The sequence below is a fragment of the uncultured Paenibacillus sp. genome, assembly GCF_963515335.1.
In the GTDB taxonomy this organism is placed as follows: Bacteria; Bacillota; Bacilli; order Paenibacillales; family Paenibacillaceae; genus Paenibacillus_I.
The window spans coordinates 1-22,677 of sequence record NZ_CAUPYC010000027.1 but is presented as its reverse complement, the minus strand read 5'-3'; the positions used below and the strand labels follow the sequence as shown (position 1 = coordinate 22,677).

Here is a 22,677-nt window from a genome sequence, read left to right as displayed (position 1 = left end):
CCTAAGCCTCATATTCTGACCGGCGGCTCGTAGAAATCGGAAGCGATGTCGCGCGGGGCGGGAGCATCGTAACCGAGCGCGTACACGGCGGACGCCGCCGCGTCGAGCTCAAGCTGGCGGAAGCGGGCCGGCGGCCGGGCTGAGCCGAGCAGCACCGGCAGCTTCGCGCAATCGCGCATCCTTTTGAGCAGCGCCTGCCCTTTGTCGTTGAAGCCGAGCACGCGGATATAGCGCAGTCCGTCCTCCAGCAGCGCGGGTAGCGCCTCCTCCTTGCGGAGCCCGAGCAGGATGGACAGCAAGGCCCGCTGCAGCCTTGTCCGGGTGTAGCGTTTGGTTTTCACGGCGTCGACAAGCTGCTCGAAATCAAGTGAAGGGAGCAGCGGCAGGCATTGCTTGATGCGGTGCTCCAGCCCTTCGCCGACGTCGCGGCAGGAGGCGAGCTCGGCCGCATCGGCCCGGACGAGCATGTGAAACAGCTTGCCGGCAAAAGCGTGCCAGCCGAGCGGCGCGCGCCCGGCCCGCCATTCGCGCTCAAGTATCGCCAGCGTGGAGGCGGGCACGTAGGGCGCAATGGCTTCCGGATGCCGCTGTTCGTTGAGCAGCTTGCGCAGCGCCGTGGCGCTGGCGATGGCGCCGTCCGTGACGGCCCGCTCGTTGTAGCCGGCCTTTTCGCGGCGGATCGTGAACGGCTCGATCGGGCTGCCGAGCCTCTCAAGAGCGATCAAATAATGCAGGCCGAGCGTGTTGTTCGGCTGCTCCAGCGGGAAGGCTGCGGCTTCGGCGTCGCCGGCCGCTTCAAAGCAGCCCCGCAGCGCAGCGCTGTAGGCGGCGGGGTAGCTTTGGCCGCGCCGCAGCCGCTCGGCAAGCCGTTCCTTCAAGACCGCCGGCTCATGCGCGGCGACGGCCGCAATCCGGCGAAGCGCGGCGATCTCGCCGCTCTCGCTGCCGAAGCAAAGCGCGTCGACGACGCCGGTCGCATCAAGCATGGAGACGGCGCCGTAGGCGAACCATTCGGCCGCGTGGGTCGCGTAGGACACCGGAAGCTCGATCACAAGATCGCAGCCGCCGCGCAGCGCCATTTCGGTCCGTGCCCGTTTCCCGGCCAGGGCCGGCTCGCCGCGCTGCAGGAAGTTGCCGCTCATGACGGCGACGACGGCGTCCGCCCGCGTAACGGCGACGGACCGCCGAAGATGGTACAGGTGGCCATTGTGAAACGGGTTATATTCGACGATCAGTCCGACGGTGCGCATCCGATCCCTCCGCAAATGGGGTGCAAGTTGTTAAACCGACTATATCACGCCGGGAAACAGTTGACAAAAGGCTTGCGGAATCGATATAATTACTTTTGTTTGTTTGGAGTGATTCTATGAATATTCATATGCAGGAACTGATCGCCAAAGGCAAAACGCGGTCGTTCCATACGTCGCTCGACGTTGCGCCCTTGCTTAAACATCGGCCGGACGTGCTTCGCTCAACCCCGCTTGCGGCGGCGCTTGAAGCGCGCGGCGAAGAAGGCGGGGTGCTTGTGGAAGGGCAGCTTTCCGTTGAATTGGAGCTCGCCTGCTCGAGATGCCTGACGCCCGCGACCGAGAAGCTCGAGATTCCGTTCCGTGAGTTTTTCCGGTCCGCCTCCGACGATAAGGAACAGGATGAGGAAGAAGACGAGGTTATCGTCGTCGAAGGCGATTCCTTTGATTTGCTGCCTTACGTGGAGCAAGCGTTTCTGCTTTATCTGCCTTTCGCCCCGCTTTGCGATGAGGACTGCAACGGTCTTTGCCCGCAATGCGGCGCCAACCTGAACGAAGGGGAGTGCGGCTGCTCCCGCGAACGGTTGGATCCGCGCATGGCGGCGCTGAAGGATTTTTTTAAACAATCGTAACGAACCGACCATCCTGAACGTCACCGTTCGGATCGCGCAAGTCTTTGAAGGAGGTGGGAAACATGGCAGTACCACAAAGGAGAACGTCCAAGACGCGCCGCGACAAGCGCCGTACGCACTTTAAGCTGTCTGTACCGGGCATGGTCAAATGCGAGCAGTGCGGGGAGCTGAAGCTTGCTCACCGTGTATGCAAGGTTTGCGGATACTACAAGACGAAAGAGATCATCAAGCAATAACATAACCGCCTCGGCGTCTGTCCGCCGTTCCTTCCGCCGCCTTCGCCGCGGCATCGGTTCCGGATGGGCGTCCGGCGATTAGTACTTCATCTACAGTGAGGTGCTATTTTTTTTGCTCTGCACGCTTCCGCCCGTCATGCTGCCGCGCTTCCGCGCTGCAGGCGCCGATCGTACATACCTGCGGGGAGGAATTGCGGCCGTTTACCGTTGATTCCGCCGGCGATTTTATTTATACTGAATTAGGACCTGGTTTTAATAGTAGATGCGGAATTGGCGGCAGTCGTTCCGCCGTGGCTATCGCTTACCAATAATACAGAAGGCGGTGCGCCTCATGGAACGTCTGCCTAAGCGACAGCGGCATCAGCAACTGTCCCGATTAATAGAGGAAAATCCGTTTATTACGGACCGTGAGCTGACCCGGCAGTTGAAGGTCAGCATCCAGACGATCCGTCTCGACCGGCTGGAGCTCGGCATTCCCGAGCTGCGGGAGAGGCTGAAGCTGATGGCCGAACGCTCTTACGATTCCGTGCGCTCGCTGCCGCTGCACGAAGTGATCGGGGATATCGTCGACCTGCAGCTCGACAGGAGCGGCATCTCGATATTCGAGATCCGCGAGGAGCATATTTTTTCCCGGACGGGCATCGCGCGCGGCCATCATGTGTTCGCGCAGGCCAATTCGCTTGCCGTGGCGGTGATCAACGACGAAATCGCGCTTACGGCGAGCGCCGACATCCGCTTCGTGCGGCAGGTAAAGCTCGGGGAAAAATGCATCGCCAAAGCATTCTTGCGCTCCGCCGGCAAAAGCAAGGCCAAGGTGGAAGTGTTTACTTATGTGGGCGAGGAGATGGTTTTTCAAGGCCATTTCATCATCTACCGATCTGCGGGACAACATGGAATCGAGGAGGCTGACGAGCGTGCGGATCGCGATTGATGCGATGGGAGGGGATCACGCCCCTGCGGAAATCGTCAAAGGCGCATTGGAGGCTGCGGCGGAATGGCCCGATACGACAATCGTGCTTGTCGGCGATACCGGCGTGGTGAAAAAGTTTGCGCAGGGCGTCCCCGCAAATCTGCAGCTGCGGCATGCGTCGGAGACGATCGCGGCGGATGAAGAGCCCGTGAAGGCGGTGCGCCGCAAAAAGGACGCTTCGATGGTCGTTGCCGGCCGCATGGTGCGTGAAGGAGAGGCGGATGCGATGATTTCCGCCGGCAATACGGGCGCTTTGATGACGACCGGGCTGCTCATCGTCGGACGAATGGAAGGCATCGAACGGCCCGCCCTGGCGTTCGTTCTGCCTACGACGGACAACGTCGGCGTATTGGCGCTGGACCTGGGCGCGAATATGGACGCGAAGCCGGAGCATTTGCTGCAATATGCGAAGATGGGCAGCATTTACCGCGCAAGCGTGCACGGCATTGCCAAGCCGCGGGTCGGCCTGCTGAACGTCGGCACCGAGGAAGCGAAAGGCAACGAACTGACGAAGGCGGCGTTCGAGCTGCTGGCCGATGCGCCGGTTCATTTTGCCGGCAACGTTGAAGCCCGCGATGTTCTGCAGCGCAGCTGCGACGTGCTGGTGTGCGACGGCTTCTCCGGCAATATTTTATTGAAGGCGATGGAGGGCACCGCGAGCGCGATTTTCGGCGTCCTGAAGGAAGAGTTTACGCGCAATTGGCGGACCAAGCTCGCGGCGGCGATTATGATGCCCGGACTGCGCGGCATGCGCAAGACAATGGACTATAAGGAGCACGGCGGCGCTCCGCTGCTCGGCATTAACGGGCTTGTCATCAAAAGCCACGGATCGTCCGATGCGCGGGCCGTCAAAAATGCGGTTCGGCAGGCGCGTTCTGCCGTCCGGGCCGATCTCATTCGTGTGATTTCGGCCGAAATCAGCGGGAAGCGGGTGGGCCTGAATGACTGAACAGGCAGTCGGAATTATCGGCTCGGGCAAATATGTGCCGGAGCGAGTGCTAACGAATCAGCAGCTGGAGCGGATGGTTGAGACGAACGATGAGTGGATCGTTACCCGCACCGGCATCCGCGAGCGCAGAATCGCCGCCAAGGATGAAGCGACTTCGGATCTGGCGTATCAGGCGTCCAAGCGGGCGCTGGACGCGGCCGGCTTGACGGCCGAGGACATCGATCTGATCATCGTCGCGACGGTGACGCCGGATATGTTTTTTCCGTCGACGGCCTGCCTGCTGCAGGATAAGCTGGGCGCCCGAAAGGCGGCGGCCTTCGATCTGTCCGCGGCGTGCTCGGGCTTCATTTACGGATTGGCGACGGCAACGAGTATGATTAAAACCGGCATGTACCGCCATGTGCTCGTCGTCGGCGCGGAATGCCTGTCGCGCATTACCGATTACACCGACCGCAATACATGCATCCTGTTCGGCGACGGAGCGGGCGCGGTCGTGCTGGGCCCTGTGGCCGAGGGACGCGGCTTCAAATCGTTCGAGCTCGGGGCGGACGGCTCCGGCGGCGAGCTGCTGAAGGTGTGCGGCGGCGGCTCGCGCATGCCGTCGACGGCGGAGACGGTCGACAGCAAAGCCCATTACATCTACATGGCCGGCAGCGAAGTGTTCAAATTCGCCGTGCGCATCATGGGCGGCGCAGCCGAGGACGCGCTTCGCAAGGCGGGATTGGAGAAGGGCGACATCGATCTGCTCGTCCCGCATCAGGCGAACATCCGCATCATCCAGTCGGCGCTGAACCGCCTCGATCTGCCCGAGGATAAATGCATGATCAATCTCGACAAGTACGGCAACGTTTCGGCGGCGTCGATTCCGATCGCGCTGGCCGAGGCGGTGGAGCAGGGGAAAGTGAAGGAAGGGGATTGCCTCGTGCTCGTCGGCTTCGGCGGCGGGTTGACATGGGGCGCTTCCGTTCTGATTTGGTAAAACACGGTCGGGAGGTAAGCGGCATGGGTAAAATCGCGTTTGTTTTTCCCGGTCAAGGGGCGCAGTCGGTCGGCATGGGCAAGGACGCTTACGAGAGGTCGGAGCGGGCAAGAGCGGTGTTTGACAAAGCGGATGCCGCGCTCGGCTTCAAGCTCAGCGACGTGATCCTGAACGGGCCGGAGGAAGCGCTGAAGCAAACCGCCAACACGCAGCCCGCTTTGCTGACGGTCAGCGCGGCGCTGCTGGAGCTGGTCGGAGGCAGGCTGCAGCCGGATTTCGTCGCCGGACACAGTCTCGGCGAATACAGCGCGCTCGTCGCCGCGGGCGTCATGGCGTTCGAGGACGCGGTTCGCACGGTGCGCGCGCGCGGCGAATTCATGGAGGCCGCGGTGCCGGGCGGACAAGGCGCGATGGCGGCGGTGCTCGGCGCGGACCGCGACAGGCTCGCCGGGCTGTGCGCGGCCGTGACGGCCGATACGGGTACCGTCGAGCTGGCCAATGTCAACTGTCCGGGCCAAATCGTCGTCTCGGGCAGCGCCTCCGGCGTGGCGGCGATCGTGGAGCGCGGCAAGGAGGCCGGCGCCAAGCGGGTCATTCCGCTCGAGGTCAGCGGGCCGTTCCACTCGTCTCTCATGAAGCCTGCCGCGCAGCGGCTGGAGTCGGTGCTGGCGGATGTGGCGATGAACGACGCGGCCGTGCCGGTGGTGGCGAACGTGACCGCCCGGCCGGTGACGACCGCGGCGGACATTCGCGGCCTGCTGTCCGAGCAGGTGGTGTCTCCCGTGCTTTGGGAGGATACGGTCGTCTGGCTGATCGGGCAGGGCGTGGACCGGTTCGTCGAGATCGGCTCGGGCACCGTGCTGGCCGGATTGATCAAAAAAACCGACAAGTCCGTGCGCGTGCATTCGGTCAACTCGCTGGAGGCGCTTGAAGCGCTGTTCGCGGAAGAAACGAATTAGGGCGGAGCGGCGGCCGGGAGGCACCGCGGACGCAACCTTTTATAAGGAGGTGTGAAAACAGATGTTTGCAAGCCTGGAAGGAAAAAAAGCGCTCGTAACGGGCGCCTCGCGCGGAATCGGGCGGGCGATCGCGATTGCGCTGGCCGAGGCGGGAGCGGATGTGGCCGTAAACTATGCTGGCAGCGAAGCCGCCGCTGCCGAGACGGCCGCCGCGGTGGAGGCGCTCGGCCGCAAGGCGCTGCTGGTCAAAGGCGACGTGGGCAAGGCCGACGCCTTCGAGGCGATGGTGAAGAGCGTGCTCGAAGCTTTCGGCGCGATCGACATTTTGGTGAATAACGCAGGCATAACTCGGGACAATTTAATCATGCGCATGAAGGAAGAGGAATTCGACCAGGTGATCGAGACGAACCTGAAGGGCGTCTTCAACGGCATCAAGGCGGTCACCCGTCCGATGATGAAGCAGCGGTCCGGCCGGATCATCAACATCTCGTCCGTCGTCGGCTCGCTGGGCAATCCGGGCCAGGCGAATTACGTGGCCGCGAAGGCCGGCGTCCAAGGGCTTACGAAAGCTTCCGCGCGCGAGCTGGCGTCTCGGGGCATCACGGTCAACTGCATCGCCCCCGGCTTCATCGAGACGGATATGACGGACAAATTGCCCGCCGAAATGCGGGAGCAGCTGTCCGGACAAATTCCGCTCGCGCGCTTGGGCCGGCCCGGCGATATTGCGTCGGCGGTCCGTTTTCTGGCGTCGGACGCCGCCGCCTATATGACCGGCCAGACGATCCACGTCGACGGCGGCATGTACATGGGATAAGCCGAAAAACCGCGTTGCATCAACGTTTTTGGCGTCGAAACGCGGCTATGGCATTTTGTCCATAATTCTCGTATAATACCAAAGAGGAGGTGAACCGGATGTCCGACGTATTGGAGCGGGTAAAACGCATCGTCGTTGACCGCCTTGGCGTTGAAGAAGCCGAAGTGACGCTCGAAGCGAACTTTAAGGATGACCTCGGCGCGGATTCTCTCGATGTCGTGGAATTGGTCATGGAACTGGAAGACGAGTTTGATATGGAGATCTCCGATGAAGATGCGGAGAAAATCACCACGGTGGGAGAAGTAGTCAATTACATACAATCTCATACGTAAAACGTTATGAAAGTCCCGTTGAACAGACGGGACTTCTCTCCATATCCGGCGTTCGATCGGTTACACGGGATGACGTTGCTTGTTTGAAGTGCAATTGAGGCATTTGTCTTGCATATATATTCCGACGGCGACTGCGGCTTCCATGAAGCCGCAGCCCGTCGTCCATTTTGCCGTCTGCAGGGGTGATAGGTTATGAAGGAAAGAGTCGTCGTCACCGGAATGGGTGTCATGACCTCGCTCGGTTCCGACTTGGAAACGTTCTGGGGCAATATTTTGGCGGGCAAATCCGGCATATCCCATATCGAAGCGTTCGATGTGTCGGAATACCCGACGCGCATCGCCGCGGAAATCAAAAATTTCAACCCGGAAGATTATGCGGATCGGAAAGAAGCGCGCCGGATGGACCGTTTCGTCCAGTTCGCCGTCGCGGCCAGCACGCTGGCGGTCAAAGACGCCGGATTGAACATCGGTGAGAATGCCGACCCCGAGCGGGTAGGCGTTTATGTCGGCTCCGGGATCGGAGGACTCGGCACATGGGAGGACCAGCACAATGTGCTGCTGGAGAAAGGGCCGAAGCGGGTGAGCCCGTTCTTCATTCCGATGATGATCGCGAATATGGCCTCCGGCCAAATCTCGATCATCACCGGAGCGAAAGGACCGAACAGCACGGCGGTTACCGCGTGCGCGACAGGCACTCACTCGATCGGCGATTCGTTCAAAATGATTCAGCGCGGCGATGCGGACGTCATGATCTGCGGCGGCGCGGAGGCGACGATCCGTCCGACCGGCCTGGCCGGCTTCTGCTCGATGCGCGCGATGTCCACCCGCAACGACGAGCCGGAGAAAGCGAGCCGCCCGTTCGATATCGACCGCGACGGCTTCGTGATGGGAGAAGGCTCCGGCATTCTCATTCTGGAATCGCTCGAGCACGCATTGAAGCGCGGCGCGAAAATCTATGCCGAGATAATCGGTTACGGCATGAGCGGCGACGCGTACCATATGTCCGATCCCGATCCGGACGGCGCCGCGCGCTGCATGGCGCGCGCGATCAAGGACGCCGGCGTGGCGCCGGAGGAAGTGGATTACATTAACGCGCACGGCACTTCGACCCCGGTAGGGGACCGTTCGGAGACGATCGCGATCAAGAAAACGTTCGGGGACCACGCCTACAAGCTGGCCGTCAGCTCGACGAAGTCGATGACCGGCCACCTGCTCGGCGCCGCCGGCGGCGTGGAAGCGGTCGTGCTCGGCCTGACGCTGAAGAACGGCATCATCCCGCCGACCGCCAACCTGGACAACCAGGATCCGGAGCTGGACCTCGACTACGTGCCGAATAAGCCCCGCGAGGCCGACGTCCGTACGGCGTTATCGAACTCGTTCGGGTTCGGAGGCCACAACGCTTCGATCATCATGAAGAAATATGAAGCATGAGTCCTTTGACGAGCTGCAGCGGCGGCTCGGCGTCCGCTTCAAGCGGGCCAAGCTGCTGCGGCAGGCTTTTACGCATACGTCTTATGTGAACGAGCATAAGGGCGGCAGCACGCAGGACAACGAACGGCTCGAGTTTCTGGGCGACGCCGTTCTGCAATTGCTCGTATCGGAATATTTGTATCTTTCGCACCCGCAGCGCCCGGAGGGCGAGTTGACCCGCATGCGCGCCAGCATCGTATGCGAACCGTCCTTTGCCCGCTTTGCGGAGGTGCTGGAGCTGGGCAAGCATGTGCTGCTCGGACGGGGCGAGGAGCAGCTTGGGGGCCGGCAGCGGCCCGCCTTGCTTGCCGACCTGTTCGAGTCGTTCATCGGCGCGATGTATCTGGACGGCGGCCTCGATCTGGTCCGCGCGTTTCTGGAGAACCGCGTCTTTCCGCTGATCGACGGCGAGGAGCATCTGCCGGTCAAGGATTTCAAGTCGAAGCTGCAGGAACGCGCGCAGCACCGCGCTTTCGGCCCGATCGAATACGAGATCGAGGAGGAACGCGGCCCGGCCCACGACCGCGAATTCGTCATCAAGGTGATCATCGGAGGAGAGGCGTGGGGCACCGGCTTGGGACGCACCAAGAAGGAAGCCGAGCAGCGGGCCGCGGCGGAAGCGTGGCGCAGGCTGTCGGCCGAAGACAAAAGCGAGAAATGACTTTGGGTCCAGCTTTGAAATGAAAGCCTTGCGTCTTTGGATGACGCAGGGTTTTCTTTGTTTTCTCAGGTTTGCCAGCCGGCTCTTACGCGCTCGAATTCCGGCGTTGTACGCTATGCAACCCCGCAAATACCCGTTTCGCCGGTTGCGTCATAATTATCCGGTCCGCTGCATTCATCACACCGCGCCGGTTCTCCTTGTTCTATATCTATATGCAGTCAGGCGGATTACATTTATACAGGAAATACCCGCCGGCGTTACTTTTTCCCTGCGGGTGCCTCGTTGCTCTGACGCGCCACGGCACCTTCGCCGGATCATACAGGTTGCAGAGTGGCGGGAGGCAGACGGTGGACGGTAAACGAAAACTTTTCGTTGGATGGTTTCCACTCCACCGATTGCACGGTTGTCCCGTAAGAATGTCGAACAGTCCCGTGGCCTCAACGACGCCATGGCCCGGACATTTTCCGCTAATGTCGAAATCTTTGCCGTATGATACAATATCGCTAGAGGTGAATGCATACACATGTTCTTGAAACGAATCGAACTTGCCGGCTTCAAATCGTTCGCCGACCGTACGGAAATGGAATTCGTCAGGGGCATCACCGCAGTCGTCGGCCCGAACGGAAGCGGAAAAAGCAACATCAGCGACAGCATCCGCTGGGTGCTCGGCGAGCAGAGCGCCAAAAGCCTGCGCGGAGGCAATATGCAGGACATTATTTTCGCGGGAAGCGACGCCCGGAAAGCCGTCAATTACGGCGAAGTGTCGCTGACGCTGGATAATGCGAGCGGAACGCTGCCGCTCGAGCACGACGAGGTAACCGTGACCCGGCGGGTTCATCGCAGCGGGGAAAGCGAATATTTGATCAACAAGCAGGCCTGCCGCCTGAAGGACATTACCGAGCTGTTCATGGACACCGGCATCGGCAAAGAGGCTTATTCGATTATCGGGCAAGGACGGATCGAGGAAATATTAAGCAACCGCTCCGAGGATCGGCGCGGTATTTTCGAGGAAGCGTCGGGCATCGTCAAATACAAGTCGCGAAAGCGGGAAGCGCAGAAAAAGCTGGATGACACCGAGCAGAACTTGCTGCGCATCCACGACCTCGTCTCCGAGCTGGAGGATCAGGTCGAGCCGCTGCGCGAGCAGTCGGAGAAGGCGATTCATTACAAGGCGCTCCGTGAGCGGCTCAAAACGAAAGAAATATCGATGTACGTCCACCAGATCGAGCAGGTTCACACCAATTGGAAGGAAGCGAGCGGCAAGCTGGAGCAGCTCCAGAAGGAGCAGCTTGAGCTGTCCGCCGTCGTCAGCAAGCATGATGCCCATCTGGAAAAGGACAGGCTCGAAATGCGCGCGCTGGAGGAAGCGCTTGACCGGCTGCATGAGGACATGCTCTGCTACAGCGAGGAGTATGAGAAATGCGAAGGCCAGGGCGAGGTTCTCAAGGAGCGGAAACGGAACCTGGAGCAGAACCGACGCCAGTCGGAGGAGACGATCGCGGCGCAGTCCGAACGGATCGGGGCGCTTGCCAAGGAAGAGGCCGAGTTCCGGGCGAAGGCGGCCGGGCTCGAGCAAGAGCTTCAGGCGCTGCGCGCGAAGCTTGCGGAGGAGGAAGCGGTGCTCGTCGGCGTCGCCGGGGGAACCGCGGCCGACATTGAGGAACGCCTCAAGGGCGAGCTGCTCGACGTACTGAGCGCGATGGCCTCCCTGCGCAACGAAATCCGTTACGCGGATCAGCAGCAGGAGTCCGTGCAGCGCCGCCTGGAGCGGCTCGGCGAAGAGGAAGCGAAATGGTCGGAGCAGCTGGAAGAGCTGGCGGCCCGCCGGTCGGAGGCGCAGGCGCGGCTGGACGAGACGACCGCGGCGCTAGCGGCGGTTCGGGAGAAGTACGCGTCCGACAGCGAACGCCAGCGGAAAATCCAGGGCATTCTGGAGGAAGCGCAGTCGACCGTCCGCAAGTGGGAGCAGAAGATCGACGCCCTGACGTCGCGGCGCGATACGATGAAAGAGATGCAGAACGACGGGGACGGCTTCATGCAGGGCGTTCGCGAGGTGCTGAAGGCGTCGAGAAGAGCCGCCGGAGCCGGCGGTTTGTCCGGCGTGCACGGCGCCGTCGCCGAGCTGATCCGCGTGCCCGAGCATTTGGAGATTGCGGTGGAAACCGCGCTCGGCGGCGCGCTGCAGCATATCGTCATGGAAGACGAGCGGTCGGCGCGCCAGGGCATTGCGTTTCTGAAGCAGCGGCAGTTGGGGCGCGCAACCTTCCTGCCGCTGGACGTCATCAAGGGCCGCAGCGTGCCGGAGAGCGAGAAGCGGCACATTGCGGGCACGGAGGGCTATGTCGGCGTCGCCGCGGAGCTCGTGGACAGCGAGCCGCAGTATGCGTCGATCGTCGCCAATCTGCTCGGCAACGTGCTGCTGGCCGAAACGCTGGAGCAGGCGAACCGGATCGCTGCGAAGTGCCAATACCGGTTCCGCGTCGTTACGCTTGACGGCGACGTCGTCAACGCCGGCGGCTCGATGACGGGCGGCAGCCTGCAGAAGAAAGGCGCCAACCTGCTCGGCCGCCAGCGGCAGATCGAAGAGCTGGACGAAGAGATCAAGGGCACGGGCTCGCAGCTCGGCAAGCTGAAGGACAGGGCGGACGATCTGCGCAAGGAGCTGTCCATCTGTTCCCAGAACATCGAGGAGTACCGGGGGCAGGTGGAGAAGCTGCGGATGGAGGAGCAGCAGTTCCGCTCCGACCTGCAGGTGGCCGAGCAGGACGAGCGCCGGCTGCGCGAGCAGCATCAGCTGTCGACCGACGACCGGAGCAGCCAGATCAGCGAGCGCGAGGGGCTGGCCGCCGCGAAGGCCGCGGCGGAAGAACGGCTTGCGGCGATGACTGCGGAGGAAGCGCGGCTGCAGCAGGCGATCCGCGATGCGGAACACCGCCGGAAGGCGAGCGAATCCGCCAAGGAGGAACTGCAGACGCAGCTTACCGACCTGAAAATCGCCGTCGCCAAGACCGACCAGGAGAAGCAGTCGTTCGAGGATCAGGCGGCGCGCGTCCGGGCGGACATCAACCGGGCCAAGCAGGAGCTTGCGTCGCTGCGCGAACTCGCTTCGGAGCAGGAGGAAGAGGGGCGGCGGCTTGAAGCGGAGATCATCAGGCAGACGGAGGAGCTCAATCATTTCCGGCTGAAAAAGCAGGAGTGCTCCGAGCAAACCGATTTCAAGCGCGCGGCGCGGGCCGGGAAGGTGCGTCAGCTCGAGCTGGAAGAGAGCGAGACGAAGGAGCAGCGGGCGCAGCTTCGGCAGGTCGAGGACCGGATCCGGCAGACCGAGATCGCGGCGAACCGGCTCGATGTCGAGCTGGACAATCTGCTGCGCAAGCTGAGCGAGGAATACGAGCTCAGCTTCGAGCTGGCCAAGGAGCGTTATCCGGTGCCCGACGATATTGCCGGAACGCAGAATGAGGTCCGCGATCTGAAGCGGCAGATTGCGATTCTCGGCGAGGTGAACCTGGGCGCGATCGAGGAATACGAGCGGGTGAAGGAGCGCTACGAGTTCCTGAATGCGCAGAAGAACGACCTCATCGAGGCGAAGACGACGCTGTACCAGGTCATCCGCGAGATGGACGATGAGATGGGCAAGCGATTCAAGTCGACGTTCGATCAGATCCGCGGCCATTTCGGCCATGTGTTCTCGAAGCTGTTCGGCGGCGGACGGGCCGATCTGCTCATGCTCGATCCGGACAGGGTGCTGGAGACGGGCATCGATATCGTCGCCCAGCCTCCCGGCAAAAAGCTGCAAAACCTGCAGCTGCTGTCCGGCGGCGAGCGGGCGCTGACGGCGATGGCGCTGCTGTTCGCCATCCTGCAGGTGAAGCCGGTGCCGTTCTGCGTGCTCGACGAGGTGGAAGCGGCGCTCGACGAGGCGAACGTCGCCCGTTTTGCGCAATATTTGCGGGAGTTCTCGGAGGAAACGCAGTTTATCGTCGTCACGCACCGCAAAGGCACGATGGAGGAAGCGGATGTGCTGTACGGCGTGACGATGGAGGAAGGCGGCGTGTCGAAGCTGGTGTCGGTACGGCTGGAGGACGAGGAAGCGGTATCCGCGTAAGCGTAAGGGCGCTGTCCGCATCGGGCCCGCCGTACTGCCGTATAGCAATGTTTAAGTCCGCTAAAAGCGCAGAAACGTTCGTATCGGCGGCAATGCGCCTGCTTGCGAAGCGGCTTCCCCCGATCCCGCAGGCCGTTCATCATCGATTGGCCCCGACAGAGGTTTTCTTACCGTATGAGAAAGTATAAGTTTTGCGCGCAGCAGCAAACTCATACTTTCTCGATCGGCGATAAAAACTTCCGCTAAACGCGGTCGCTCCTCTTCGAGTGACTTCGATAGAAGTTTTTCTCATAGCGGGCGCAGTTGGCCGCGAATGGAACAAAGAAACAGGATACAGGAAGGTGGAGAGCCCTGCCGTGAGCTTTTTTAAGAAATTGAAGGAAAGCATTTCGTCCAAAACCGAGGCGGTGACCAACAAGTTCAAGGACGGGCTGACCAAAACCCGGACGGCCCTCGTCGAGAAGGTGGAGGAGCTCATTACCCGCCGCAAAAAAATCGACGAGGCGTTCTACGAGGAGCTTGAGGAGATTCTGATCGGCGCGGACGTCGGCGTGAACACTGTCATGGAGCTGATCGACGAGCTGCGCGCCGAAGTGAAGAAGCGCAAAATCGAGGACGCGGCCGAGCTGCAGCCGGTGCTGTCGGAGAAGCTGGTGGGCCTGCTGCGCGGCGACGAGAATCCTGGCCTCAACATGGCGGGGAGCGGCATGACCGTCATCCTGTTCGTGGGCGTCAACGGCGTCGGCAAGACGACGACGATCGGCAAGCTGGCGCACCGGTTCAAAAGTCAGGGCAAAAGTGTGCTGCTCGCCGCGGGCGACACGTTCCGCGCCGGCGCGATCGAGCAGCTCGAGGTATGGGGCCAGCGGGTCGGCGTCGACGTCATCAAGCAATCGGCCGGCTCCGATCCGGCAGCCGTGATGTACGATGCGGTCCAGGCGGCGAAGCAGCGCGGCGTCGACGTGCTGCTGTGCGATACGGCCGGCCGGCTTCAGAACAAGTCGAACCTGATGGAAGAGCTGAACAAGATTTTCCGCGTCATTCAACGCGAAGTGCCGAGCGCGCCCCATGAAGTGCTGCTTGTGCTGGACGCCACGACCGGACAAAACGCGCTCAGCCAGGCGAAGCTGTTTGGCGAGAAAAGCGGCGTCACCGGCCTCGTGCTCACGAAGCTCGACGGCACGGCCAAGGGCGGCATCGTGGTGGCGATCCGCAATGAGCTGAACCTGCCGGTCAAGTTCGTCGGCCTCGGCGAGAAGATGGACGATCTGGAGGCATTCGATTCCGAGCAATTCGTGCACGCGCTGTTCGCGGGCCTGATTGCGAAGGAAGAAGAACAGGCGAGCGAAGCGTAAAAGCTGCGCGCGTTCGGGGCAGGCATACGTGTGCCTGTGCCGGTTTCTGCCATAATGAACGCCTTCGGGCGGCGCTTCAGTCTTTTGCCCGGCCTGAATGAAAGGGATAATGAGCGTGAGATGGCTGGCGGGGCCAGTCTGTCTGACAAGGAAAATAGCTTGACACCGGATGGGCGGATCGGCTATGATAGAGAGCGTTGATAAGGTGTAAAGGTTTGTCCCTTGACGGAAGGAGGGGCCTGCGGTGGCGATGAGCGAGCCGGGAGCCCTGGCAAAGACGACCCGGATCAATTTATTGTTCGATTTCTACGAGCCGCTCTTGACCGACAAGCAGCGGACGTTCCTTAAATATTATTTTCACGACAACTATTCGCTCGGCGAGATCGCGGCGGAGTTCGAGATCAGCCGCCAAGCCGTTTACGAGCACATCAAGCGGGCGGAAGCCGTGCTTGAAAGCTACGAGACGAAGCTCGGGCTGGTCGCGAAGCATGAAGCGCTGTTGAGCTGGCTAGCCAGGCTGGACGAAGCCGTGGTCAGCCTCCCTGGGGAGCATGCGGCGTCGTCGGGGCTGGAGGCCGTCGCGCGCGGTTTGCGCCAAGCGGTGGAGCAGGAATAACGCATATTGACCGTTTAATTGTGATTGCTTAAGTGAAATAAACGCTTCGGAGGTGAAGGCAATGGCCGCGTTCGAAGGATTGACGAGCCGATTGCAGAATGTGTTCGGCAAGCTGAGAGGCAAAGGCAAAGTGTCCGAAGCCGACGTGAACGAAGCGATGCGCGAGGTTCGGCTGGCGTTGCTCGAAGCCGACGTCAACTTCAAGGTCGTCAAGGATTTCGTGGCGAAGGTAAAGGAACGCGCGCTCGGCCAGGAGGTCGAGAAAAGCTTCACGCCCGGCATGGTCATTATCGACATCGTCAATAAAGAATTGACGGAGCTGATGGGCGGCACCACGAGCAAGCTGGCGAAAGCGAACAAGCCGCCGACCGTCATTATGATGGCGGGCCTGCAAGGCGCCGGCAAAACGACGACGTCCGGCAAGCTGGCCCGGCTGCTTCAGAAGGGCAACCACAAGCCGCTGCTCGTCGCGGCGGACATCTACCGGCCGGCGGCGATCAAGCAGCTCCAGGTGCTCGGGGAGCAAATCCAGGCACCGGTGTTCTCGCTCGGCGACCAGACGAGCCCGGTGGAAATTGCGCGCCAGGCGCTGGCGCAGGCCAAAGCGAACGGCAACGATTACGTCATTATCGATACGGCCGGCCGGCTGCATATCGATGAAGCGCTGATGGAGGAGCTCAAGCAAATCCATGAGGTGACGAAGCCGGACGAGGTGCTGCTGGTCGTCGACGCGATGACCGGCCAGGACGCGGTCAACGTGGCGCAGAGCTTCCACGAGCAGCTGGAGCTTACGGGCGTTGTGCTGACGAAGCTCGACGGCGATACCCGCGGCGGCGCGGCGTTGTCGGTCAAGGCCGTTACGGGACGACCGATCAAGTTCGCGGCTATGGGCGAGAAGATCGATTCGCTGGAGCCGTTCCATCCGGACCGGATGGCCTCTCGGATACTCGGCATGGGCGACATGCTGTCGCTGATCGAGAAGGCCCAGGCCGGCATCGACGCCGACAAGGCCGCCGAGATGGAGCGCAAAATGCGAACCGCCGAGTTCACGTTCGAGGATTTCCTCGAGCAGATGGCGCAGGTTCGCAAGCTCGGCCCGCTCGACCAGATTTTCGATATGCTTCCCGGCATGAACGGGAAGATGAAAGGCCTCAAGGACATCAAGGTCGACGAGAAGCAGATCAACCGGGTCGAGGCGATCGTCAAGTCGATGACGACCGAGGAGAAGCGCAAGCCCGAGCTGCTCAACCATAATCGCCGCAAGCGGATCGCGGCCGGCAGCGGTACGTCGGTCGCCGAGGTGAACCGCCTCATCAAGCAATTCGACGACATGCGCAAGATGATGAAGCAATTCTCGTCGATGATGGGGCCGAAAGGGCCGAAGGGCGGCATGAAAGGGCTCAAGGGCCTGCTCGGCAAAGGCGGCATGAAATTCCCGTTCGGTTGATTGAGATTTGGTCACCGGAGATCCCGCGAAAGTTACCGGAAAAGTTTTTGAAGGAGGTGAATCATCAACATGGCAGTTCGTATTCGTCTGAAACGTATGGGTGCCCACAAAGCTCCTTTCTATCGTGTCGTCGTATCCGATTCCCGTTCGCCGCGCGACGGCCGTTTTATCGAGGAAATCGGCACGTACAACCCGGTTGCTCAACCGGCTCAAGTCAATATCGATGAAGAAAAAGCGTTGAAATGGCTGCAAACCGGGGCGCAAGCTTCCGATACCGTTCGCAGCCTGCTTAGCAAAGCCGGCGTTCTCACCAAGTTCCATGAGCTGAAGCAACAGAAATAATTGCCAAGCTGCGGAGGGCCTTGATATGAAAGAATTAATTCTTGTCATCGCTAGGGCTTTAGTGGATCATCCGGAAGACGTCCGCGTCGACATACGGGAAGAGGCGCGAGGAACGGTCTATTCGCTTTCCGTTCACCCCGAGGATATCGGCAAGGTGATCGGGAAGCAGGGCCGCATCGCCAAAGCGCTTCGCACCGTCGTTTCGGCCGCGGGTCTGAAGGACAGACGCCGCATTATCGTGGATATCGTTTCGTGAACGCGTGGGACGGGGAAGGGTTGGGATGAATGTCCTGACCCTTTTTCGTGTATTTCGGGGTCCCCGCAAAGTATTTGGAATAAGCTTCGGAGCGTCACGTCACTTTGCGGGGATACTTAGTGTACATTGAAGCTGTAAGGAGGGTTGGCCGTGTCCGACAAATGGTTTACGGTGGGCAAGCTTGTCAATACGCACGGCATTCGCGGCGATGTGAAAATGCTGCCGCTGACCGATTTCCCCGACGTGCGGTTTGCGTCGGGCAGCAAGTTAACGCTGCACGACCCGCAGTCTTCCGCAACGGCCACGGTTGAGGTCGTAAGCGCCCGCGAGCAAAAAGGCATGTATGTCGTCAAGCTGAAGGGCTATGACAACATCAACGAGGTCGAGCGCTTCAAAGGCTGGGACGTGAAGGTAAAGGAAACCGAGCTCGCCCCGCTCGAGGAAGGCGAATATTATTATCATGAAATCGTCGGCTGCCGCGTCATGACGGAGGAAGGCGAGGAGCTCGGCGCGATTTCCGAGGTGCTCGCCCCCGGCGCCAACCATGTATGGGTGGTCGACCGGCCCAAAGGCAAGCAGGTGCTGCTGCCCGTCATCGACGATGTCGTGCTCGGCGTGAACGTGAAGGACAAGCTTGTCACCGTCCGGTTGATGGAAGGGCTGATCTGACCGATGCATATCGATGTGCTGACGCTGTTCCCGGAAATGTTCGACGGCGTGTTCGGCGCGAGCATTCTGGGCAAAGCGCGGGAAAAAGGAATCGTCGACCTGCGGGCCGTGAATTTCCGTGATTATGCGAACAACAAGCATAACACGGTGGACGACTACCCGTACGGCGGCGGCGGCGGGATGGTGCTGAAGCCGGAGCCGATGTTCGCCGCGGTGGAGGATTTGACGCCGCCCTCGGGCGGGCGGCCGCGGATCGTGCTGATGTGTCCGCAGGGCGAGCCGTTTACGCAGCCGAAGGCCCAGGAGCTCTCGCGCGAGCGGCACCTTATATTCGTTTGCGGCCATTACGAGGGTTATGACGAGCGGATTCGCGAGCATCTCGTCACGGAAGAGCTGTCGATCGGCGATTATGTGCTGACCGGCGGAGAGCTTCCGGCCATGGTCGTCATCGACGCGGTCGTCAGACTGCTGCCGGGCGTGCTCGGCAACGAGCAGTCCGCCGTGACCGACTCGTTCAGCACGGGACTGCTGGAATATCCGCATTACACGCGGCCGGCTTCGTTCCGGGGGTGGGACGTGCCCGAGGTGCTGACGTCCGGCCATCACGGCCGGGTCGAGGCATGGCGCAGGGAGCAATCGCTCCTCCGGACGTTGCGGCGGCGGCCGGACTTGCTGGAGAAGGCCGATCTTACGCCGAAGGAGCGGGCATGGCTGGACTCTCTGCGCGGGGCGGAGCACGAGGATTAAACGGGAAGCATCCGCGAACAGGAAAGAGCTTTGTCCGGATGGGACAACGCTCTTTCATCATGTTCGCGCGATGGCCCGCGGCGTTCATCCAACCGGCGTGGACGCGGAAGGGTCCATGTAGCCGGCTGCTATATTCAGCCCTGAAAAACCGGTTGTCTTTTGCGGCCGGATATGATAAAATTTCTGGTGTTGTCTGTATAGTCGGGCGGTCCGCTATCGACCATGACCCGGTTTCGGAGGGAAGCCGGCGAGTCCTATATGAACGCCTGTGGTGGAAGGAGTGAACAATATGAATCTGGTACAAACGATTGCGAGAGAGCAGCTTCGCCAAGATATCCCGAACTTTCGTCCCGGCGACACGCTGAAGGTGTACGTTAAGGTCATCGAGGGTTCGCGCGAGCGGATCCAGCTGTTCGAGGGCGTCGTGATCAAGCGTCGCGGCGGCGGAATCAGCGAGACGTTTACGGTGCGCAAGATTTCCTACGGAGTCGGCGTCGAAAGAACGTTCCCGGTGCATTCCCCGAAGCTCGACAAAATCGAAGTGGCCCGCCGCGGTAAAGTTCGCCGCGCGAAACTGTACTACCTGCGCAACCTGCGCGGTAAAGCAGCGAGAATTAAAGAGATCCGTTAAGAGAAACGACCAAGGGGGCTTGCGCAAACAAGTCCCTTTTCGTTTTTTTGTTTTAGTTCTATATAATAGGATACGGAAAATGCATAATAGAGGCGGCGGGAGGAAAGTGCGGCAATGGATCAATCGCAATCGAATCAGTCCGACCGGCAGCCGGGGAGCCGGGAAGCCGAAATGAGCGGCGAGCGCGGACAGGCCGGAGAAACAACAGCAAGCGACATGCGGCGCAGCGACGGGGGCGGCGCGGGAAACCGGTTCTACAAGGAAATCGTCGAGTGGATCAAGGCGCTCGCGATCGCGGGGCTTCTCGTATTTGTCATCCGTTGGTTTCTGTTTGCGCCCTTTATCGTGGACGGTCCGTCCATGCAGCCGAATCTCGAAACCGGCGAGCGCCTGATCGTGAACAAAATCATTTACGATATTCGCGCGCCGCAGCGGGGGGAAGTGGTCGTCTTTTACGTGCCGGAGGAGAAAAGGGATTACATTAAGCGGGTGATCGGCGTGCCCGGCGATAAAATCAGGCTGGAAGGCGACGATCTCTACATAAACGACGTGCGGGTGGAGGAACCTTACATTAAGGAAGCGATCTCCGAAGCCAACAAGCAGGGAATGCTGTACAACCAGAACGGCGAAAATTTCCCGAACGGATACGTGGCGGAGGATACCGTGCCTGAAGGCATGATTCTGGCGTTCGGCGACAACCGCAGCAACAGCAAGGACAGCCGGATGATCGGGTTTGTGCCGGATGACCGGATCGTTGGGCGGGCGGACGTTATTTTCTGGCCGATGGACAAAATCAGCCTGGTTAAGCATCCGGAGACGGTGCCGGCGGACGCGGAATAACGAATGCTTCCGTCCGCCTCCGATTGGAGAAAATTGAGGTGCAGGCATGACGATACAATGGTTCCCGGGTCACATGACCCGGGCCCGCAGGCAAATCGAAGAAAAATTAAAGCTGATCGACATCGCCATCGAGCTGCTGGACGCCCGCGTTCCGCAGGCCAGCCGCAATCCGATGGTCGATGACATTTTGCGGGGCAAACCGCGGCTTATTGTGCTGAACAAAGCCGATCTGGCCGATCCGAGGGCGAATGAGCGGTGGATGGCGCATTTTGCGGCGCAGGGCCATGCGTGCGTGGCGGCGGATTCGTCGACCGGTGCGCGCGTTTCCGAAATTCCGGCGAAGGCCAAGGCGCTTGTCGCGGAGAAATGGGAGCGGATGGCCGCCAAAGGCATGAACCCCCGCGCCGTGCGCGCCTTGATCGTAGGCATTCCCAACGTCGGCAAATCGACCTTGATCAACCGGCTGGCGGGCCGCAACATCGCGGCGACCGGCGACCGTCCGGGCGTGACGAAGGGTCAGCAATGGATCAAGGTGGGGACCGAGATGGAGCTGCTCGATACGCCGGGCATTTTATGGCCGAAATTCGAGGATCAGCTCGTCGGCTACAAGCTTGCGATGACTGGGGCGATCAGGGAACAAATATTGAACATCGAGGACATTGCATTTTTTGCGGTAAAAGCGTTGGCGGGACGGTACTGGGATGCGACGAAGGAGCGGTTCGGGCTGGAAACGCCGCCGCCGGCCGACATCGACGATCCGGACGAAATCGTGCGCGTCATGGAGGAGATCGGCCGCAAGCGCGGCTGCCTGGTGAGCGGCGGACGGGTCGATCTGGAGAAGACGTCAGGCATCATTCTGCGGGAGCTTCGCGCCGGCAAGCTGGGGCGGATTACGCTGGAGGAGCCGGAAGCGGACCGCTAGAGCCGGAGCCGGGCGGTCGCCTCGGGCTTTGGGCCTCGGCCTGTGAGGGCGGTAAGGCTTGACGCAGATGCTGCGGGCTGCGGGGCAAGATGCCTGGTGCAGGCAGGTGTGCGGGGAGGTAAGACGGATGGGGAGAAAGCGTAAGGCGGGGGGCTCCACTGAGCCTCGGATCGTCGACCTGCTGGCGTTTGAGCGGTCTTTGTGGTTGCAAGGATACGGCGCGATCGCGGGCGTGGACGAGGTCGGACGCGGCTGCCTTTTCGGCGATGTGGTCGCGGCGGCGGTCGTGCTTCCTCCCGGCCTTGTGCTGGAGGGTGTAGACGACTCGAAGAAGCTGACCGAGAAAAAGCGCGAGCAATGCTATGAGATGATTATGGCTGAGGCGGTCGCCTGGTCCGTGGCCCGTGTCGATTCGGCGGAGATCGACCGGATCAACATCAGGCAGGCTTCGCGGCTTGCGATGCGGCTGGCCGTCGCGGGCTTGTCGCCTTTGCCCGATTATTTGCTCGTCGATGCGGAGAAGATCGAGCTTGACATTCCGCAGCTTGCTGTCATTCACGGCGATGCCCGAAGCCAATCGATCGCCGCGGCGTCGATCGTTGCGAAGGTCACCCGCGACCGGCTGTGCGCCGAGGAGTGGGATCCGCTGTACCCGGAGTACGGGATCGCCATACATAAAGGCTACGCAACCAGGCTGCACAGGGACAAGCTGCTCGCATTCGGGCCGAGTCCGATGCACAGGCGCTCTTTTCTGGGTAAGATCACCGCCGAGGCCGAGCAGCAGCTTCTGTTTTGAGTTGACGTGGTTCGGTTTGGCATGGTTTACGGCTGCTCTCCGTCTCAGTTGAGACGGAGTTTTTTAGTGTTTTATCACTTAACGGGATGATTGGGCTGCGGCCTGCCGCTTTAGAATCGGAGGAGCGCGGCCGATATAAAAGGAAGCGGCTTGGAACGGGGTAGACAGACGGAACGAAGGGAGGATGCTTGGGGTGAACATCAGCCAATTGATGCGGGGGCTGCTCGGCGAGGTGCAGCAGGACAGCGCCAAGGCGCTGGAATTGAAGATCGGGCAGATCGTGCGGGGCGTTATTCTGCAGGTGCTGGAGGAGCAGGACGCGCTGGTGCAAATCAACGGGCTTACGGTGCGCGCGAAGCTTGAGACGGCGATGCAGCCCGGCCAAACGACGATGCTTCAGGTGCAGCCGGAGTCCGGGCGCGGTCTGGTCGTGCTGAAGCCGGTCGACCTGCCGGGCGCGGCGCTGCCGGAGGAGACGGTCAAGGATTTGGCCCGCATGCTCGGCCTGCCCGACAAGAAGTGGGCGCATGAGCTGGTGCGCGATTTGAAGCGGGACGGCTTCCCGCTCACGCGCGAAGCGGGAGCGGCGCTGCGGCAGGCGGCCGCCGCCGCGATGCCGGCAGGCGCGGCCGATGAGCAGTGGATGCAGGCGGCCGCGACGGCGTTCAAGCGCGGCCTGCCGATGACGGGCGGGACGGTGGG

General features: G+C 61.1%; 23 protein-coding genes and 1 pseudogene. 23 read left to right on the top strand and 1 reads right to left on the bottom strand.

What is annotated here, in order from left to right; all coding sequences use genetic code 11:
• Positions 1–8 precede the first annotated feature (8 nt).
• Positions 9–1,250 (bottom strand): nucleotidyltransferase, encoded by a 1,242-nt coding sequence (locus RWM61_RS10565; protein WP_314000425.1) that lies wholly within the window; start codon positions 1,248–1,250, stop codon positions 9–11.
• Between the two features lie 116 nt (positions 1,251–1,366).
• On the opposite strand from RWM61_RS10565, the gene RWM61_RS10560 reads away from it, so the two are divergent.
• The 23 genes and pseudogenes from RWM61_RS10560 to RWM61_RS10450 form a co-directional block, all read left to right on the top strand.
• Positions 1,367–1,879: a DUF177 domain-containing protein gene (locus tag RWM61_RS10560; RefSeq protein WP_314000422.1), complete on the top strand. Its 513-nt coding sequence runs from the start codon at positions 1,367–1,369 to the stop codon at positions 1,877–1,879.
• A gap of 62 nt (positions 1,880–1,941) precedes the next feature.
• Positions 1,942–2,115 (top strand): 50S ribosomal protein L32, encoded by a 174-nt coding sequence (gene rpmF / locus RWM61_RS10555; RefSeq protein WP_036583869.1) that lies wholly within the window; start codon positions 1,942–1,944, stop codon positions 2,113–2,115.
• Between the two features lie 340 nt (positions 2,116–2,455).
• Positions 2,456–3,046, top strand: a complete 591-nt coding sequence (gene fapR, locus RWM61_RS10550) for a transcription factor FapR (protein ID WP_314000485.1) — start codon at positions 2,456–2,458, stop codon at positions 3,044–3,046.
• Positions 3,030–4,034 carry a phosphate acyltransferase PlsX gene (gene plsX / locus RWM61_RS10545; protein WP_314000418.1) on the top strand — a complete coding sequence of 335 codons (1,005 nt, stop codon included), beginning with the start codon at positions 3,030–3,032 and terminating at the stop codon, positions 4,032–4,034. The genes fapR and plsX overlap by 17 nt, the downstream gene beginning before the upstream one ends.
• Positions 4,027–5,013, top strand: a complete 987-nt coding sequence (locus RWM61_RS10540; protein ID WP_314000416.1) for a beta-ketoacyl-ACP synthase III — start codon at positions 4,027–4,029, stop codon at positions 5,011–5,013. Before plsX ends, RWM61_RS10540 begins: the two co-directional genes overlap by 8 nt.
• A 23-nt stretch (positions 5,014–5,036) precedes the next feature.
• Positions 5,037–5,972: an ACP S-malonyltransferase gene (gene fabD, locus RWM61_RS10535; RefSeq protein ID WP_314000414.1), complete on the top strand. Its 936-nt coding sequence runs from the start codon at positions 5,037–5,039 to the stop codon at positions 5,970–5,972.
• Positions 5,973–6,033: 61 nt separating this feature from the next.
• Positions 6,034–6,786, top strand: a complete 753-nt coding sequence (fabG, locus tag RWM61_RS10530; RefSeq protein ID WP_314000413.1) for a 3-oxoacyl-[acyl-carrier-protein] reductase — start codon at positions 6,034–6,036, stop codon at positions 6,784–6,786.
• 98 nt (positions 6,787–6,884) lie between these two features.
• Entirely contained in the window at positions 6,885–7,118 is a 234-nt protein-coding gene (gene acpP, locus RWM61_RS10525; RefSeq protein WP_036583884.1) for an acyl carrier protein, read from the top strand.
• Positions 7,119–7,310: 192 nt separating this feature from the next.
• Positions 7,311–8,549: a beta-ketoacyl-ACP synthase II gene (gene fabF / locus RWM61_RS10520; RefSeq protein WP_314000407.1), complete on the top strand. Its 1,239-nt coding sequence runs from the start codon at positions 7,311–7,313 to the stop codon at positions 8,547–8,549.
• Positions 8,539–9,249, top strand: a complete 711-nt coding sequence (gene rnc, locus RWM61_RS10515; protein WP_314000405.1) for a ribonuclease III — start codon at positions 8,539–8,541, stop codon at positions 9,247–9,249. The genes fabF and rnc overlap by 11 nt, the downstream gene beginning before the upstream one ends.
• 523 nt (positions 9,250–9,772) lie before the next feature.
• Positions 9,773–13,354 carry a chromosome segregation protein SMC gene (gene smc, locus RWM61_RS10510; RefSeq protein ID WP_314000403.1) on the top strand — a complete coding sequence of 1,194 codons (3,582 nt, stop codon included), beginning with the start codon at positions 9,773–9,775 and terminating at the stop codon, positions 13,352–13,354.
• Between the two features lie 356 nt (positions 13,355–13,710).
• Positions 13,711–14,709 (top strand): signal recognition particle-docking protein FtsY, encoded by a 999-nt coding sequence (ftsY, locus tag RWM61_RS10505; protein WP_314000401.1) that lies wholly within the window; start codon positions 13,711–13,713, stop codon positions 14,707–14,709.
• A 250-nt stretch (positions 14,710–14,959) separates the two neighbouring features.
• The gene (ylxM, locus tag RWM61_RS10500) at positions 14,960–15,325 is read left to right on the top strand and encodes a YlxM family DNA-binding protein (RefSeq protein ID WP_314000483.1); all 366 of its coding nucleotides are present in this window, start codon (positions 14,960–14,962) and stop codon (positions 15,323–15,325) included.
• A gap of 61 nt (positions 15,326–15,386) precedes the next feature.
• The gene (gene ffh / locus RWM61_RS10495) at positions 15,387–16,772 is read left to right on the top strand and encodes a signal recognition particle protein (protein WP_314000399.1); all 1,386 of its coding nucleotides are present in this window, start codon (positions 15,387–15,389) and stop codon (positions 16,770–16,772) included.
• Between the two features lie 69 nt (positions 16,773–16,841).
• A complete protein-coding gene (gene rpsP, locus RWM61_RS10490; protein WP_314000397.1) occupies positions 16,842–17,114 on the top strand; it encodes a 30S ribosomal protein S16 in 273 nt (90 codons plus the stop codon).
• Positions 17,115–17,139: 25 nt separating this feature from the next.
• A complete protein-coding gene (locus RWM61_RS10485) occupies positions 17,140–17,370 on the top strand; it encodes a KH domain-containing protein (RefSeq protein ID WP_314000395.1) in 231 nt (76 codons plus the stop codon).
• Between the two features lie 150 nt (positions 17,371–17,520).
• Positions 17,521–18,039: a ribosome maturation factor RimM gene (gene rimM / locus RWM61_RS10480; RefSeq protein ID WP_314000393.1), complete on the top strand. Its 519-nt coding sequence runs from the start codon at positions 17,521–17,523 to the stop codon at positions 18,037–18,039.
• 3 nt (positions 18,040–18,042) lie between these two features.
• Positions 18,043–18,786: a tRNA (guanosine(37)-N1)-methyltransferase TrmD gene (trmD, locus tag RWM61_RS10475; RefSeq protein WP_314000391.1), complete on the top strand. Its 744-nt coding sequence runs from the start codon at positions 18,043–18,045 to the stop codon at positions 18,784–18,786.
• Positions 18,787–19,075: 289 nt separating this feature from the next.
• The gene (gene rplS, locus RWM61_RS10470; protein WP_314000389.1) at positions 19,076–19,417 is read left to right on the top strand and encodes a 50S ribosomal protein L19; all 342 of its coding nucleotides are present in this window, start codon (positions 19,076–19,078) and stop codon (positions 19,415–19,417) included.
• Between the two features lie 114 nt (positions 19,418–19,531).
• Positions 19,532–20,257 (top strand): signal peptidase I, encoded by a 726-nt coding sequence (lepB, locus tag RWM61_RS10465; protein ID WP_399538368.1) that lies wholly within the window; start codon positions 19,532–19,534, stop codon positions 20,255–20,257.
• Positions 20,258–20,303: 46 nt separating this feature from the next.
• The gene (gene ylqF, locus RWM61_RS10460; RefSeq protein WP_314000387.1) at positions 20,304–21,179 is read left to right on the top strand and encodes a ribosome biogenesis GTPase YlqF; all 876 of its coding nucleotides are present in this window, start codon (positions 20,304–20,306) and stop codon (positions 21,177–21,179) included.
• Between the two features lie 67 nt (positions 21,180–21,246).
• Positions 21,247–21,975 (top strand): ribonuclease HII, encoded by a 729-nt coding sequence (locus tag RWM61_RS10455; protein ID WP_314000479.1) that lies wholly within the window; start codon positions 21,247–21,249, stop codon positions 21,973–21,975.
• A gap of 193 nt (positions 21,976–22,168) precedes the next feature.
• Positions 22,169–22,677, top strand: a pseudogene (locus tag RWM61_RS10450) (DNA ligase); the annotation flags it as partial.

What these genes read in the sequence shown, in the direction of transcription:
- RWM61_RS10565 (WP_314000425.1), bottom strand. Translation starts at nt 1,250, where the DNA reads ATGCGCACCGTCGGACTGATCGTCGAATATAACCCGTTTCACAATGGC.
- RWM61_RS10560 (WP_314000422.1), top strand. Translation starts at nt 1,367, where the DNA reads ATGAATATTCATATGCAGGAACTGATCGCCAAAGGCAAAACGCGGTCG.
- rpmF (WP_036583869.1), top strand. Translation starts at nt 1,942, where the DNA reads ATGGCAGTACCACAAAGGAGAACGTCCAAGACGCGCCGCGACAAGCGC.
- RWM61_RS10540 (WP_314000416.1), top strand. Translation starts at nt 4,027, where the DNA reads ATGACTGAACAGGCAGTCGGAATTATCGGCTCGGGCAAATATGTGCCG.
- fabD (WP_314000414.1), top strand. Translation starts at nt 5,037, where the DNA reads ATGGGTAAAATCGCGTTTGTTTTTCCCGGTCAAGGGGCGCAGTCGGTC.
- fabG (WP_314000413.1), top strand. Translation starts at nt 6,034, where the DNA reads ATGTTTGCAAGCCTGGAAGGAAAAAAAGCGCTCGTAACGGGCGCCTCG.
- acpP (WP_036583884.1), top strand. Translation starts at nt 6,885, where the DNA reads ATGTCCGACGTATTGGAGCGGGTAAAACGCATCGTCGTTGACCGCCTT.
- fabF (WP_314000407.1), top strand. Translation starts at nt 7,311, where the DNA reads ATGAAGGAAAGAGTCGTCGTCACCGGAATGGGTGTCATGACCTCGCTC.
- rnc (WP_314000405.1), top strand. Translation starts at nt 8,539, where the DNA reads ATGAAGCATGAGTCCTTTGACGAGCTGCAGCGGCGGCTCGGCGTCCGC.
- smc (WP_314000403.1), top strand. Translation starts at nt 9,773, where the DNA reads ATGTTCTTGAAACGAATCGAACTTGCCGGCTTCAAATCGTTCGCCGAC.
- ylxM (WP_314000483.1), top strand. Translation starts at nt 14,960, where the DNA reads ATGAGCGAGCCGGGAGCCCTGGCAAAGACGACCCGGATCAATTTATTG.
- ffh (WP_314000399.1), top strand. Translation starts at nt 15,387, where the DNA reads ATGGCCGCGTTCGAAGGATTGACGAGCCGATTGCAGAATGTGTTCGGC.
- rpsP (WP_314000397.1), top strand. Translation starts at nt 16,842, where the DNA reads ATGGCAGTTCGTATTCGTCTGAAACGTATGGGTGCCCACAAAGCTCCT.
- RWM61_RS10485 (WP_314000395.1), top strand. Translation starts at nt 17,140, where the DNA reads ATGAAAGAATTAATTCTTGTCATCGCTAGGGCTTTAGTGGATCATCCG.
- trmD (WP_314000391.1), top strand. Translation starts at nt 18,043, where the DNA reads ATGCATATCGATGTGCTGACGCTGTTCCCGGAAATGTTCGACGGCGTG.
- rplS (WP_314000389.1), top strand. Translation starts at nt 19,076, where the DNA reads ATGAATCTGGTACAAACGATTGCGAGAGAGCAGCTTCGCCAAGATATC.
- lepB (WP_399538368.1), top strand. Translation starts at nt 19,532, where the DNA reads ATGGATCAATCGCAATCGAATCAGTCCGACCGGCAGCCGGGGAGCCGG.
- ylqF (WP_314000387.1), top strand. Translation starts at nt 20,304, where the DNA reads ATGACGATACAATGGTTCCCGGGTCACATGACCCGGGCCCGCAGGCAA.
- RWM61_RS10455 (WP_314000479.1), top strand. Translation starts at nt 21,247, where the DNA reads ATGCTGCGGGCTGCGGGGCAAGATGCCTGGTGCAGGCAGGTGTGCGGG.